This is a genomic window from Saccharopolyspora spinosa NRRL 18395 (assembly GCF_000194155.1).
Taxonomy (GTDB): Bacteria; Actinomycetota; Actinomycetes; order Mycobacteriales; family Pseudonocardiaceae; genus Saccharopolyspora; species Saccharopolyspora spinosa.
Genome location: NZ_GL877879.1, coordinates 1,004,658 through 1,018,487, shown reverse-complemented (window position 1 = coordinate 1,018,487; position 13,830 = coordinate 1,004,658). Strand labels below are relative to the sequence as shown.

Below are 13,830 nucleotides of genomic sequence, written 5' to 3'. Positions count from 1 at the left end.
CTCCAGGCCGGGTGCTACCCGCCGAACACCTCGGCCGCAGCCGCGCACGTCAGAGGCGGTCGGATCGGTGCGGGTAGGTCCACTTTTTGGCGACCAAGCGGCGGTGCCAGCGCATGACTGTGCCTGGCGTGATCAGCCGGTGTCCGCGTAGGGGCGCGGGTAGCAGCCGTATGAGACACCTTCTGTCAACCCTTTGGCGATCTTGGCGTCGTAGAACTCACGCACCCATCCCGAGCCGCGCAGGCTGCAGAACGCCCACTGGTGCGAAGCCGCGCCGAGGTAGTGGTTGTGTGCCAGACGGCGGGCTACGACGTACTCGCTGCGGCCGGATCTTCGGGTGTCCGGCGCGGTCCCGCCGTAGCATTGCAGCGCGTTCGCGGCCTCGAATTGCTCGATGTGATCACCGATCTCACCGGCGACCCGGGCGGCGAGCACGTCTCCGAGACCGGGGCAGCTCAGGTAGATCTCACCGCCCGGGATCGCTTTTCCCGGATCGGGATTCCTCGGCTGCTTGGCCCGGCCCTCGCGGCGGGCACCGAGCAGCAGTTCACCCATCCGGCGCTCCCAGTTGCGGCGGGCGTCGCGCAGCGCGAGCAGCTGGGTCGCGGTCAGGGCGATCGTGGTGGCCTTGGCACGGACCAGATAGTCACGCACGGGAAGCTGCTCGACCGCGAGAGCGTCGAGCACGCGGGCGGCGAACCGGTCCGGCCAGCCGTGCCGGCTGGCGCGGGCGAAGCCTTCCAACTGCTCACGGCCGAGATCGGCGAGCTGGGTGTGCATGGGCCAGGCGGCAAGCAGTTTCAGCATGATCGGGCTACCCAGGTCGTCACCGGCGATGGTCAGCGTGGCCGGGAACGTCGCCAACAGATCGGCGCGCAGCCGGTTGAGCAGACGGCGCTGGTCGCGGGCGGCGCGTTCGTCGTCGCGGGCGATGGCGCGCAGTTCACCGGCCAGATCCCCGTGCGGGACGAGTTTACGCAGGTCCAGGAACTGATCCAGCGCCAGCAGGCAGCAGATGCGGGCATCTTCGGCGTCGTCTTTCTTCTTCGCCCGCCGCGGCGGCGCACGACCAGGTCCGGGTTGACCGGCAGCAGCGTGAATCCCGCGTCGACGAGTGTTTCGACCAGCACCCCGTGGCGGGTCTCGAGTACCACACGCACCTCGGCCGGATCGGGCTCGCGGTCCAGGCAGCGGGCCACCAGTCGGGCCACACCCGCGGCGGTGCGGTCGATGCGGAATTGCTCGATCACGCCCTCACCAGGCCGACCGAGCGCCACATCGTGGAACGACTCGGCCCAGTCTATCCCCACAGCAAGCAAAAGCATTGCCTCTCATCAGGTTTCAGTTGTCACCGACCGGGGTTGGTGGCATTGCGTCGTGCTGATAGACCAGTCCTCGCTGGGACGACACCTTCCAAGACGACCCGCCGCCGGCACAGGCCCCCAGGGACGCCGTCTCATTTCAGTCCTCGAAGGACAAGCACCAAAAGCGTTCCGCGGAGGTCCCGGCCATGAAAGAAAGTGGTGCTATCAGCGCTGAAAGATTGCCCGGTCCGCCCAGTCCAGGCGCGGTTTGGGGGTCGTTCTGCGCAGCACGGCCGCATCCTTGGCCGCCGACGAACGGCCGGGCAATACCAGCCAGCCCACCGCACTGGTGATCGGGGCGTTCCAACTGGGTGAGCTCATGCCGCGTGAGCGGACGTGCTGCGCGGGCTCGCCAAGGGGTACGACAACCGCGAGATCGCGGACGACCTCGGCATCGCCGTACGGACGATCAACCGCCACCTGGAGAACATCTGCGCGACGCTCGGTACGCAGTGGCGGTCCGAGCTGATCCGGTACGAACCCGGCGCTTCCCCCAGCCGTAGCCGGGGGAAGCGCCGGGCTCGTCAGCGTCAGCCGAAGTTGCCGGTGGCGACGGCCTTCCAGTCGTTCGCACAGCCGGGGCCGCACTTCCAAGACAAGCGCGGGTCACCGGTCACGGCGCCCTTGCCGTTCAACGTCCACGTCGCGACCTCACCCGTGGTGGCGTTGTGCCACACCACGTCGTTCTTGAAGTCGTTGTTGAAGTCGTTGACACCGACGATCTTCCACTGGTTGGCGCAGTCGGGCCCGCACTTCCAGGACAGCTTCAGGTCACCGGTCACCGTCTGCTTGCCGTTGGTGAGCCACGCCGATACCTCACCAGTGGTGGCGTTGTGCCACAACAGGTCGTCGAGGTTGTCCTCGTTGAAGTCACCGGCACCGACGGCCGTCCACTGGTTCGCGCAGTTGGGCCCGCACGGCCAGGACAGATTCGGGTTGCCGGTCACGTGCCCCTTGCCGTCGAGCAGCCACGTGCCCACCTCGCCGGTGGACGCGTTGTGCCACACGATGTCCGACTTGTTGTCGGCGTTGAAGTCGCCGATGGCGACGGCCTTCCACTGGTTCGCGCACTCGGGGCCGCACTTCCAGTCGAGGCTCAACGCATTCATGACGGTGCCCTTGCCGTCCAGGATCCACGCTGACAGCTCGCCCGTCGTGGCGTTGTGCCACAGTACGTCGGAGGTGAAGTCGTTGTTGAAGTCACCGCCGCCGACCACGCGCCACTGGTTGGCGCAGTCGGGCCCGCACTTCCAGGACAGCCTGTTGTCCCCGAGCACCGTGCCGTGACCGTCGGTGAGCCAAGCGCCCACGTCGCCGGTCCTCGGGTTGTGCCACAGCAGGTCCGCGTTGCCCGCAGCGGCCTGGGCAGGCGCGACAGAGAACGCGAGTGCCGCCGCAGTCGCCGCGAGTGTGACGCCGATTTTCCTTCCTAGCATTGGTTTTGACAGCTCAGCAGATCGCATGTTTTCTCCCGATCGTATTCATAGCCCTTGATCCCTGACGCGCTAGGTAGTGGTCTGTCGGTCGATTCGGCCGTCAGCCAACTACCAGCGCGCAACTTTGAGGATCGTTCGGCGCGGGAAGTTCGTGAATCCCAAGCTTTGGGGGGGTGACAAGAGCACGTGTTGCCTGTAACGCGCGGGTGTGGCCATGCTGCCGTGTCGGCGGCCAGGACGCGCAGTACCGTGTAACTCCCGCTGATCACACCGCCGACAAGGAGAAACCAGGGTGCACGCACCTACCCTCCCCCGAAGACTGTCACGCGCTACCCGCGCCAGACGGCTCACCGCCCGGTTGCTCGCGGTCTCGATGTGCGTGGGACTCCTGATCACCGGCACCCCCTGCGCTTCCGCAACCGCGACGGGGGGAGCCGGCTGCACGCTAGCGCCCACCTCGGGAACCGTCAGCCGTGAGGCCGCGGGCAGGACCTACCACGTGAACGTGCCACCGGGTCTGTCGGGACCTTCGGTGCCGTTGCTGCTCAGCCTCCACGGCGCGCTCCAGCCGTACTTCTTGCACGAGAGGGAGACCCGTTGGTCAATTGCCGCCGCCACCAGGTCTTTCATCGTCGCTTACCCGTCGGCAGGAGCAGGACTGGTGTGGGACGTAGCCCAGCGGTCCGGTGACGTCACCTACCTCCGTGAGGTGGTCAAGGACATCTCCAGAACCTGGTGTGTCGATCCGCGCCGGATCCACGTGGAGGGCTTCTCCAGCGGCGCCAACATGTCGGCGAGGCTCGCGTGCGACGCCTCCACGGTGTTCGCCTCGGTTGCCGCCTACGGAGGTGTGTCCCCTTCGTTCACCGGCAGCCCCTGTGTACCGGACCGCCCGATCGCGGTGGGTCTGTTCCACAGCGATGGTGACGTCATCAGCCTTCCCCCGTTCGCCGTCGCGCACCGCGACGAATGGCTCCGACGAAACGGTTGCCCGGCGACCCCGGTGACGGAACCGGGTGTACCGGTGGAAGCCGCCGTGTACGGCCCGTGCCGTGCGGGCGTTCAGGTGGTGTGGCGCGTCTATCGGGGCACTCACTTCTGGCCCGCGGACGACAACCGTACTGATATCGCCAACCGTATGTGGAACTTCTTCCTGCAAAATCGGCTCCCGTGAGGTGCTTGACCAGTCGACCTCAACGAGACAGCACAACCATGATCTCCTCGCGGCTGGTGATGCTGATTTTCCGGTAGATGGCCTTGAGGTGATCGTTCACGGTGTGCACCGACAAGTCGAGCCGTCGGGCGATCTGCTTGGCGGGTATGCCCTCGCGGAGTTGGTCGATGATGGTGCGCTCTCTGGCAGTGACGTCGTACCAGGCCGACAGGGCGGGCAGCAGTTCCACACCAGCCGCCTGGATGATCACGGCTACGTCGCCCGTGCCATCCGCGTTGAGAGGTTGGCCTTGGACGCTGACCCAACGTCCGGCGTATGCCGAGGGCAAACAGGCCACTGGGCGCGGTGTTGTTGGGTCACGTACGAACCTCCGGCTGGCCATCGCCACCTCGCTGGAGAGAGCTGTCGCTGCCCACTCGGGCTTGGCCAGTGACCCTGGCAGACGTATTTCACGTAGCCACGCGTGCCCCTCAGGAGTGATCCCGCGTACCGCGTGATCGGCACCCACCACGATGACTCCTGGGGGCAGGTCCCGGTCCGGTGGACGCAGGGGGGTTGCCCTGATGTAGCTCCGCGACGCCGCCACCAGTGGTTTGACAAGCTGCGCGACGCGGTCCACATCGCTTTGTTCGAAGGGTCTACCGCCCTGCTCCCGGAACAGCACGAGTGTTCCCCACGTCCCGTGGGAGCCCCGCAGGAGCAGACGCAACTCGCTGCCGAACCCGTTGTCCAGCAGGATCTTGTACGCAATCCGGTCGCGCGCGTTCACCACCTGCGCCAGGACGCCTCGGTGTGCCTGCTCGGCAGGATGGGCCGGCTGCTGGCCCGAGTACAAGTTGATCATCTGTGCTCGGCCGATCTTCGCGGTAAGCCGATGCCAGAATCCGAATGAGGCCATGTTCGTATTCGGGTTCCGCCAGCACACGTGGAGGGAGTCGTGTGCGACCAGGCCGACGATGGTGCGGGAGATGACCTCACCCATCTCGTCTGAGGTCAGGCCGTCCCCGGCCGCTGAACAGAGGTCACGCTCCAGGCGGTCCATGTCTGGTGTCACGATGTTGAGTGTCCGGATGAGCCGTTCCCGCCGAAAGCGAATATCCGTAGTCTCCTGGCCTTTTCGGTGTACATGGAGACCGTTCGGATCCGGGGTACAAGGCTGCTGGAGTACAAGCTGGCGATCGTCGCGGAGTATGAGAACGCCCCGAATGGGGAGAAGTGCGCGATCCTGCGGCGGGAAAGTTTGTGGCTCTTCGAAGTTATCCGGGGGTCAGGTAGCCGCGGAGTCGCTGAGGCAGGAGCCGAGCGAGCGCGGCCAGCAACGCCCGATCCGGTCAGCAGGCTTCGGCGCGGTGACCTGTCTGCGTAGCACCGTGACCTCGTGCCGCAGGATGAGTATCTCGGCGTTCTTCGCCGCGTGTCTGGGGGAGGGGCTATGGACGAGTGGGTTCGCTGGGCGCCCCTCGGCGTGCTAGGTGGCTGGTGTTTTGGGTGGCTAAGGATCGGTGTGTCTCTCCCCGGCGGATTCGATCTACGGTGTGCTGCACCGGGAGTGCTTCGCGTTGTTCCCGGATGAGATGTTCGCTGACCTGTTCACCGATGTGGGTCGCCGGTCGGTGCCGCCTCATGATCGTCGCGGGGTGAGGTCAGAATTCGCCCGGAGGCGGATCCGCGTGATCGTCGCAACGGTGACTGGGTGCATGATGTCAGAGCGAGGTTGAAGACTTCAGCGGGTGTCTGCCATCGCAGAATCTTGCGGGGCCTGTGGTTGAGCCGTTCCTCAACTGCTTGCAGGTCCGCGGGTGTGTGGACCGATAGGTCGGTGCGTTTGGGGAAGTACTGCCGCAGCAGGCCGTTTGTGTTCTCGTTGGTGCCGCGCTGCCACGGACTGCCGGGATGAGCGAAGAACACGCCCTCACGCAGCAGGGGCGCTATCTGGTTGTGCAGGGCCATTTCCGAGCCTTGGTCCCAGGTCAGCGTGAGCCTGCCCGCCTCGGGTATCCCGCCCAGCAAGGAGATCAGCCCGTCCCGGACGGCTTCGGCGCCGTGGTTGAGCGGCAGGTGCACCAAGTGCAGGTAGCGGCTGGCGCGATCGACGAGGGTGGCGATCGCGGACCGATTGCCGCGTCCCACGATGAGATCACCTTCCCGATCCCCGATCCGCGTGCGTTCGCCGACGACCGCCGGGCGGTGATCGATCAGCGTGGTGGGCGCGTAGAGCGCCTGGTAGATCGTCTTGTGGCAGACATGCCAGTCCGGCCGGTCCGGGTAGGTTTGCGCAGGTGCGCGGCGATCTGTTCCGGGCTCCACTCCAGGACGACTTCGGCGAGGTCCTGCCGACGATCTTTCTCAGCGAGATCGCGCAGTGGTATGCGGAGACGTGGCTCGCGCGCGAGACCGACCCAGGCACGTTCGACGAAGCAAGCCGCTTTGCAGCCCGAGTGGCAGTCCGCTACCCCGAGGTGAGCCCGTCGGAGCGGAACATGTTCGCAGTCGGCTTCCTCGAAGCCCCGCCAAACCTCGGAGAAGCGGGCCGGGGCTGCCTGGAGGCACTATCCGACATCCTCCGAGCAGAACGCGAAGACATGGACAGCCCCAACAACGGGCCCGGGATAGATGATGGGGGCACGGGAGTGTACTGAATCACGATGCGCGGCGACAGCCCCAGCGACCGTGATGGGACCGCGCGTTCAGTGTAGGACGGTTCCGGAGAAGACCGTGATAGCCGAACCCTGCCGACTGGCAGGGGAGCATATCGAACGTATATTCCACATTCGTGGAAAGGTTTGTAGCCGAGTTGGCGTCGTAGCCGATCCGCATGGTCCGGACCGTATCGCGAACCCCCGACAGCAGAACATTGGCGCGGACACGACAAGCGATACACACCCCACCTGGGAAACACTTCGCGGTCCGGAGTGACCCACGAACGTTCGTTTGGGTGTCGGACAGCCCGGCCGGCGCCTCCTTGGCGGTCAGTAGCCGAAGTTCTGGGTCCAGGATGGGCCGTCGGAGCGGCCGAAGTAGGCGCCGACTCCTATGGTGGTGAACTCGGGATTGAGCAGGTTGGCGCGGTGTCCGGGGCTGTTCATCCAGGCGTGCATCACGCTGTGGGGGCTGTTCTGGCCTTTGGCGACGTTCTCGGCGCCGGGTTGTGGGTAGCCGGCCGCGCGCATCCGATCGGACGGGGTGAGCCCGTCGGGGTTGTTGTGTGCACAGAAGTCACGCCGTGCCATGTCTTTGCTGTGGTCTCGGGCGGCGGTGCGTAGCCTCTCGTCGGTCTGCAACGGCGCCACATTCGCTTGTGCCCGGGCCGCGTTGACCAGCCGTACCACCGCATCCTCGTTCTTCTTCTGGTGAGCGGTGCTCCCCACCACGGCAGCGAGTGCCGAGGGGTGCTCCGGTCCGAGATCCGGTTCCGGTTTCTCGGATATAGCCGGCGTTGCCTGGCGGGGCGATTGTGATCGGGCGCGGAACTTGACGACCGTTCCATCGCGCCGCTTGCGTTTGCGGCTTGGGGGCAACTGCGCACCTACTCCCTAGCAGACCGCGGCCCGCGTCGTCCTGCACGACACCGCCGCCTCTGGTGACGTCACTACTGATGAAGTCATTATGGCATCCGACCGGCCACGCAACCCGTGTCTTCAGGTCGAGGATAACCGACACTGTTTCACATAACGAGGGCCCCGGCGCCTGCGTCGCCGGCGATGCCGTAGAAGGCTCCACCCGCGATGCGGATGTCACCCCGGGAAGCCGAGATACGACGGACAAGAACGAATCACCACCCGACGTGCACAGGAGTTCGGACATCCATGCAGTCCACTTCGGTCATCGACACATGGTGGCGCGCGTCGATCACCCGCAGGGCCGGTGCCCTTGGGGCCACGGTGGGAACCCAGTCCGCGGGTAACCCCGCAGCGGCATCGCCCGACCTGGCCCCTTCGCCACCGTGGCGGACCAGGGCGTGCACCACGCCGATCTGACCGCATAGGCAGTGACCATCGACAGAGACTGCGGCGATCATGGGCAGCATCGTGATCAGCCGCCATTCCGGCATGCCTGTCACGTCTTCTTGAGGTCGCTTGCACGGGCGACCTGGTGTTTCCCAGGGCGAGTGCCAACGAATTCGGATGCTGGTACCAGCCTGAACCCAGTCCTCTGCGATCATGAGGGCGTGGGTGATGACGGCGACAATGTGTCGAAGCACTCGCCAGCGGCCGCGCACAACGAGGTCAGCGGCGTGGTCAGTGGTCCAGTGGTGCAGGCCCACTCGATTACTGGCGATGTCGTCATCACCACCGGGACCCTCACCCAGTCCGAGGTAGACAAGTGGACCGAGGGCCTGGCCCAGGGTGTACAGAAACTATGGCAACGGGAAGAAAACCACCGCCGGGTCCATGACCCCGCGCCGTTGCCGGTGCGCTGGCGCCCCACCCCGGAGCTGGCCGATCACTGGGCCAACATCCGCCGCCTCCCAGTCGGAGCCCCCGCCGAACCTTTGGCCCTGACCGGGAGTATCGAGCAACTAGCGGAGATCTACCGGAGCATCCCGTCCGGCCGGGTAGTCCTCCTCGGCCCAGCCGGAGCCGGGAAAACCGTGCTGGCCGCCCACCTGGCGTTGGACCTGCTGAAAGCCCGCCAGCCACGTGAGCCGGTGCCGGTCATCGTCAGCGTCGGCTCCTGGAACCCCAGGACCACACCACTGTACGCCTGGCTGGCCGGGCAACTCACCCGTGACCACCCAGGTTTGGCCGCCCCTGTCCACAAGGGTGGGCCGACCCGAGCCGCCGCGTTGATCGACGCCGGCTGGGTTCTGCCGATTCTGGATGGTTTCGACGAAATCGATGCCGGGCTGCATCCCGCCGCGCTACGCCAGCTCAACACAGCCCCGAAATCCCCGATGGTGATCACCAGCCGGGTCGAGCAGTACACCACCGCAGTGCACGGCGCGGACGTGCTCACCGCAGCCGCCGTCGTCGAACTCGACGAGTTGACCCAGGACGACCTGGCCGACTACCTACCCCGCACTACTGCCGGACGCCGCACCGGGATCTGGGACCCGGTCCTACAGCGGATGCGCACCGAACCGCACGGCCCAGGCCCGGCCACACTGCGCCACGTGTTGACCAACCCGTTGATGGTGTTTTTGGCCCGCACCATCTACAGCGACACCCCCGGCCACGACCCCACGGAACTGCTCGACACCAACCGGTTCCCCACCTCACCGGCCCTGCAGGACCGCCTGTTGGCCGCGTTCATCCCCACCGTCTACCAAGCCGACCAACCAGACAGCACCCGACCACGGTGGACCTACGACCGCGCCCACCGGTACCTGACCTACCTCGCTGGCCACCTCGACAAAGCAGGCACCCGCGACCTGGCATGGTGGCAACTCCGCGACACCATCCCCCGATGGCACCGCACCCTCATTTTCGCCCTCGCTGATGGGCTGGTCTTCGGGTTGGCATTCGTGCTCAGCGGCGCGCTCAGTAGCGCGTTCAGCAGCGTCGAGTTCGGCTTCGTGCTCGCACTCGGGCTCGTGTACGGGTTCGCGGTCGCGGTCGCAAGCGCGCTCACGGTCGGGCTCACGAGAGCGTTCCGCAGCGAACGCCCTCGTGGCACGCCGCGATCCGTTTTCGGCGGGGTCATCCGCGGACTCGCGGTCGGACTCATAATCAGCGCCATCGTGGGACTCCTATTGGTCGTGGAGCTCCTATTTGCCAAGTACCGATCGGTGCTCGCGGTCGGGATCGGGCTCGGTAGCGGATTTCTGTTCGGGCTCGCGGCCGCGTTCGTTGCCGGACTCGTCGGGCCTCGCAGCGAAGGTCCCCGGCCAACACGTGCCCGCCTTCAGACCCGGGCCCGGATCGTCGCCAGCAGGTTCGCGGCCGGCCTCGCGGCTGGGCTTGGCATTGGGCTCGCGGCCGCCGTCATAGAGGCACTCACGTCCGGGCTCGCGTGGGCGCTCCAGTCCGGACTCTCGTTCGGGCTCCCGGCCGCTCTGGTGGGTGGACCCGCGCTTGCGCTCGCGTTCGGGCTTGAGGCACCCACCGACGTCTCTGACGTGGCCAGCGCCGCGCAATCACTAGCCTGGGACCGACGAAACGCCATCCGCAAGATGCTCACCGTCGCCCTCCTAAGCGGACTCGGGGCCTGGGCGATGTTTAGTTCCTACGTTTGGCCCCCGGTCGCGCTCGCGGCTATGTTTCTGAGCGTGCGCGCCACAAGCGCCTGGATCTACTGGCTGATTCTGGTGCGGGGGTGGCTGCCGCTGACCGGTCGCCTGCCTTGGCGGGTCCAAGCATTCCTCACCGACGCCTACCAGCGAGGCGTGCTACGGCAAACCGGCGCGGTCTACCAAATCCGCCATGCCCGGCTGCAAGACCACCTCACCGCCGACACCACCCAGACCGCGGCACCCGCAGCGCACAGCTGAGCCCCGCGAGCCGCCGCCACACCGAGCGGTCGACCCGTGGGTGATCGCTGTGACCGGCGCGGCGAAGCCGTTCCAGTTCATTGGAAGCGGAACAAGCCGATCGGCGGAGGCTCCTGGATCTTACGACCTCGGCCGATCATTCCGGCGACCGTTCCATGTGCCGCATCGCATTCCTGGAACGCACCTTCACCGCCGAACGCGCCGCACACGCCCGCGCCGTCGCCGAAGCCGCCGACCGCCGCATCGGCCGTCCCGTCACCCACCCCGAAGACAAAATCGAATACGCCCGGCTGCTCAAAGACCAAGGCGTCAGCCTCTGCCAAATCGTCGCCAAGACCTGTGAGGTTCAGGAACGCGCCCAGGATGCTCTCGAGGCCGAATCCCTCGGCGAGCACGACGAAGGCCACGAGCAGCACGACCGCCGCACGAACCCGGATCTCCGCGGTGGTGTCCTGCAACCGCAGGAATAGATCTCCCAGACGCATCGACCGCCCTGCCAAAGCCACCGCCATCCCAATGGCGGCCACGAAGGCGACGAAGACGATCAGCGACACGAGCCGGCCTCCGGTGCTGCCGCCGGACGTGGAAAAGAGCAGTGACAGCAGAACCACCGCGGCGAAGTCGGCCACGGAGGACGCTGTGATCGTCATTTGCCCCATCGCCTGGTCCGCACGCCCAGCGTCCTTGAGCACGGGGACGACCAGACCCAGCGACGTCGCGGACAAGGCCACCGCGATCAGCATCGGATCATGCACCCAGCCTGCCGCGCCGAATGAGAAGCCAGCCGTCACGGCGATCGCCAAGCTCACCACGTAGCCGAGCAAGGCCACCCGCGTCGTCGTTGTCGTGGGGGACGGGGAGTTTGAGGGTGTGGCGGTGGAGGTGTTCGGCCCGGGGGAACTGGCCAGGGCGGTAACGCGGCCATCCTTCCGGGAGCAGCGGGAACAGCTCGTTAGGGGCGTCGAACAGGGGGTGTTCGTTGAGCGGCCGGGTGGAGCCAGGGAGGTCGACGTCGAGGCAGCCTTCGGCGTGGAGTGCTTTCAGGCAGGGTCGCGAGGGGGATGCCGTCGAGTTGGTCGGGTCGGTAGACGAGCGCGAGCGCGTACCACGGTTCGCAGCTGGGTGGGATGTCGGGCACGGAGATGCCGGGCAGCTCACGTAGTGCGTCGATCATACGGGCGGCGATCCGGCGTCGGCCGGTGAGCCGAAGGTCGAGGTGGCGAGCTGGTTGAGCGCGATAAAAACGTGCCGGGACACAGCGCTGACCGCGGCGATCGCGAACAGAGAGCAATGCAGATTAGTCACGATGATCCGTTGTGCGAACAGGCGTACCGGCTCAACGCCGAGTATTGGAACCTGCACAAGTGGTCGCTGACAGTCCCGCTGAAGCGGCTGCAGGTCGCTGTTGGTTTCAGGCGAGGCGCCACCTGCACGAACTCCTCTCGGACCACGGCCCTCGACGCATATCTCGAGGACCGTGGCACCGCGTGCGGTTGGACGAGCTCCGGGTCAGACGCGGTCGGCAGCGATCAGAAGGTAGTGGAAGCTGCCCTCCCGGTAGGCGGTGAGGAAGGGGTCTTCGATGTCCGTTGCCACCGATGACTTCGCTCGGAGTTCCCAGTACGGGATGGTATGGGCGGTTAGGTCGATGACGTTGATGGGGATCAGGTTGTTCGCGGCCATCGCCTTGAAGTACTCGCTGCGCGGGTGGATGTTGCAGGTGTAGTGCTAGTCGATGCGGCTGACGGCCTTGAGGGTGAGCGCGACGGAGCGGTGCAGGAGTCGCTCGAGTAGGGGTGCGACGACTTCCGCGAGCTCGGCCCTCTGAGCTGGGCGGATCCGCGTTCGACAGACAAGGCGCCGAGCAATTTGCTGACGCGCTTCACCGGGATGGAGTTTGCGCATGCAGATGCGTCAATCACGACGTTCTTCGGCGTACACAGTGGGCTGGCGATGGGCAGTATCAGCACGCTCGGATCCGGAGAACAGCGGTCGCGCTGGCTGTCGCAGAGGAGCCGGTTTGAGAAGATCGGCGCGTTTGCGCTGACCGAGCCCCACGGCTGCCCGGATGTTTTGGGAGGGCTGGAGACGACCGCGCGTCGCGACGGTGACACGTGGATTCTCAATGGCTCGAACCGCTGGATCTAATTCGGGTAGCGGTACAACGCCGTATTCGACGGCGACGAATTCCCCGCATGCAGCGCTGCGACTCGGCTGGGTGGATTCACGGCTCGGAGACGCGGCGTGGCGGAGTTTCAGGTGTTCAGCGCCGCCAGGATCCGCGATCGGCAGCCTGGCGTGCGGCGCTTCGGGAGAACCGGGCTCTTACAGGTTGTGCGAGAGCAGCTGGCTCAGCGCCTCGTCGACGTTCATCCACCGGTGTTCATCACCGGGTGCGACCACGTAGTAGGTGCCGTTCACGAAGTCCGCAAGCTGGTCAGCGTTCACTTCGAAGGTGGCCTGCCCTGACGGTGAGCTCATCTCGATCATGACCAATCCCGAAGAGTCCAGTCGGGGGTGGATGCGCACGTCGCCTTCGCCTGCCTCGGCGATCAGCCCGTCGGCGAGCAGGTCACCAAGCCCTGGGCAGCCCCTGACGGGCGTGTGAGTGTGTCAAGGTTTGTGTCTGTCGTCACGGACTTTGGGGCAGTGGTTTTCGGTTTTCGGGGCAGTCGTGACTGTTGTTCATGTTCGTGTCTCTTGTTGTGCCGTCATGCTGGAATTGGCGCCTCGTCGGACGGCGGGATGGGCGGATGATCAGCTTGGGGCGGAAGAATGACCTGCTCATCACGAGGCTGTTCGTGGGCCATCCTGGCGGGCGTGGCGTCGCATCCGGGCTTTGCGTGAGGCGGGCATCGGTCAGGACTGTCCTCGGTGATCTGGTGTATCGCGGTGGAGTCGTCGTGTTTCACGGCCACGGCCACGGCTATCGCATGGAGTTGTTCCCCGTTGGCCGGGAGTTGTGGGGTGATGGGTGAGGCGCCCGGTGCTGTGCTCTTTTCGTCATCGCGGTGGGTGCCCGGCGGTGTGGGACGCTGGCGATTGAAGCCTCACCCTTGGTGCAAGATCGTTGGGGTTTGCGTGGGTCGTGACCGGTGGTCCAGTAGAGCCTGGAGATCTCCTCTGGCGGCGCTGGGTCTGTTCTCGCGGGCCTGTGTGCTCGCCGGCTGTGAGGGCGGGGACTTCGGTACCCGGCAATCGTCGGGTCCGCGGCACACACCATGCGTGAGGGTTCGCTCTGTCGCCGGGGGAGGATTGTTTGTGGGTGGTGTGTTGTGGTGCGGGTGCCGGGTGGTTGTCCTCGCCCGGTCGCTGGGTTGTGGTGTGTTACCGCCCTGGTGGGTCGCGGTGCGGGCATCTAGTGGGGCGGACGGCCTGATTTCGGTTGCTGTTGGTGGTGTTCTGGGTTCTGGCGGTGCTGGGATC

At 65.9% G+C, this 13,830-nt stretch carries 11 protein-coding genes and 4 pseudogenes; 5 read left to right on the top strand and 10 right to left on the bottom strand.

What is annotated here, in order from left to right; translation table 11 throughout:
- Nucleotides 1-132 precede the first annotated feature (132 nt).
- On the bottom strand, nucleotides 133-864 hold the full coding sequence (locus SSPN_RS58600) for a transposase (protein ID WP_202798903.1): 732 nt from the start codon (nucleotides 862-864) through the stop codon (nucleotides 133-135).
- Between the two features lie 45 nt (nucleotides 865-909).
- Nucleotides 910-1,325, bottom strand: a pseudogene (locus tag SSPN_RS58595) (IS110 family transposase); the annotation flags it as partial.
- A gap of 375 nt (nucleotides 1,326-1,700) precedes the next feature.
- Between SSPN_RS58595 and SSPN_RS62885 the strand changes: the two are divergent.
- Nucleotides 1,701-1,781 (top strand): annotated as a pseudogene (locus tag SSPN_RS62885) (LuxR C-terminal-related transcriptional regulator); the annotation flags it as partial.
- 113 nt (nucleotides 1,782-1,894) lie between these two features.
- Here SSPN_RS62885 and SSPN_RS0123710 read toward each other — a convergent pair.
- On the bottom strand, nucleotides 1,895-2,800 hold the full coding sequence (locus tag SSPN_RS0123710; RefSeq protein WP_010309814.1) for an FG-GAP repeat domain-containing protein: 906 nt from the start codon (nucleotides 2,798-2,800) through the stop codon (nucleotides 1,895-1,897).
- Nucleotides 2,801-3,299: 499 nt separating this feature from the next.
- Between SSPN_RS0123710 and SSPN_RS0123705 the strand changes: the two genes are divergently transcribed.
- Complete coding sequence (locus tag SSPN_RS0123705; protein WP_010309812.1) at nucleotides 3,300-3,974, top strand: CE1 family esterase; 675 nt, start codon at nucleotides 3,300-3,302, stop codon at nucleotides 3,972-3,974.
- A gap of 19 nt (nucleotides 3,975-3,993) precedes the next feature.
- Here the strand turns inward: SSPN_RS0123705 and SSPN_RS0123700 are convergent, their stop codons facing one another.
- A complete protein-coding gene (locus SSPN_RS0123700; RefSeq protein WP_010309811.1) occupies nucleotides 3,994-5,016 on the bottom strand; it encodes a helix-turn-helix transcriptional regulator in 1,023 nt (340 codons plus the stop codon).
- Between the two features lie 548 nt (nucleotides 5,017-5,564).
- Nucleotides 5,565-6,281 carry an IS30 family transposase gene (locus SSPN_RS45355; RefSeq protein WP_010309810.1) on the bottom strand — a complete coding sequence of 239 codons (717 nt, stop codon included), beginning with the start codon at nucleotides 6,279-6,281 and terminating at the stop codon, nucleotides 5,565-5,567.
- Between SSPN_RS45355 and SSPN_RS55270 the strand changes: the two genes are divergently transcribed.
- Nucleotides 6,254-6,613, top strand: a complete 360-nt coding sequence (locus SSPN_RS55270) for a hypothetical protein (protein WP_029535659.1) — start codon at nucleotides 6,254-6,256, stop codon at nucleotides 6,611-6,613. The genes SSPN_RS45355 and SSPN_RS55270 overlap by 28 nt on opposite strands.
- A gap of 330 nt (nucleotides 6,614-6,943) precedes the next feature.
- On the opposite strand, the gene SSPN_RS0123685 is transcribed toward SSPN_RS55270, so the two are convergent.
- Nucleotides 6,944-7,342: a CAP domain-containing protein gene (locus tag SSPN_RS0123685; protein WP_158309627.1), complete on the bottom strand. Its 399-nt coding sequence runs from the start codon at nucleotides 7,340-7,342 to the stop codon at nucleotides 6,944-6,946.
- Nucleotides 7,343-8,142: 800 nt separating this feature from the next.
- On the opposite strand from SSPN_RS0123685, the gene SSPN_RS45350 reads away from it, so the two are divergent.
- Nucleotides 8,143-10,404 carry an NACHT domain-containing protein gene (locus tag SSPN_RS45350; protein WP_010309804.1) on the top strand — a complete coding sequence of 754 codons (2,262 nt, stop codon included), beginning with the start codon at nucleotides 8,143-8,145 and terminating at the stop codon, nucleotides 10,402-10,404.
- Nucleotides 10,405-10,481: 77 nt separating this feature from the next.
- On the opposite strand, the gene SSPN_RS58590 is transcribed toward SSPN_RS45350, so the two are convergent.
- The 3 genes and pseudogenes from SSPN_RS58590 to SSPN_RS0123665 all read right to left on the bottom strand — a co-directional run.
- Nucleotides 10,482-11,234 (bottom strand): cation:proton antiporter domain-containing protein, encoded by a 753-nt coding sequence (locus SSPN_RS58590; protein WP_010309802.1) that lies wholly within the window; start codon nucleotides 11,232-11,234, stop codon nucleotides 10,482-10,484.
- A gap of 340 nt (nucleotides 11,235-11,574) precedes the next feature.
- Entirely contained in the window at nucleotides 11,575-11,709 is a 135-nt protein-coding gene (locus SSPN_RS61770; RefSeq protein WP_272941768.1) for a hypothetical protein, read from the bottom strand.
- Nucleotides 11,710-11,913: 204 nt separating this feature from the next.
- Nucleotides 11,914-12,132 (bottom strand): annotated as a pseudogene (locus tag SSPN_RS0123665) (SAM-dependent methyltransferase); the annotation flags it as partial.
- Nucleotides 12,133-12,273: 141 nt separating this feature from the next.
- Here SSPN_RS0123665 and SSPN_RS0123660 point away from each other — a divergent pair.
- The gene (locus SSPN_RS0123660) at nucleotides 12,274-12,552 is read left to right on the top strand and encodes an acyl-CoA dehydrogenase family protein (protein WP_010309791.1); all 279 of its coding nucleotides are present in this window, start codon (nucleotides 12,274-12,276) and stop codon (nucleotides 12,550-12,552) included.
- 177 nt (nucleotides 12,553-12,729) lie between these two features.
- Here the strand turns inward: SSPN_RS0123660 and SSPN_RS45340 are convergent.
- Nucleotides 12,730-12,978 (bottom strand): annotated as a pseudogene (locus SSPN_RS45340) (SsgA family sporulation/cell division regulator); the annotation flags it as partial.
- Between the last annotated feature and the right edge of the window lie 852 nt (nucleotides 12,979-13,830).

Excerpts from the sequence above, each read along its gene's own strand:
- SSPN_RS0123710 (WP_010309814.1), bottom strand. The coding sequence starts at position 2,800 with ATGCTAGGAAGGAAAATCGGCGTCACACTCGCGGCGACTGCGGCGGCA.
- SSPN_RS0123700 (WP_010309811.1), bottom strand. The coding sequence starts at position 5,016 with ATGGACCGCCTGGAGCGTGACCTCTGTTCAGCGGCCGGGGACGGCCTG.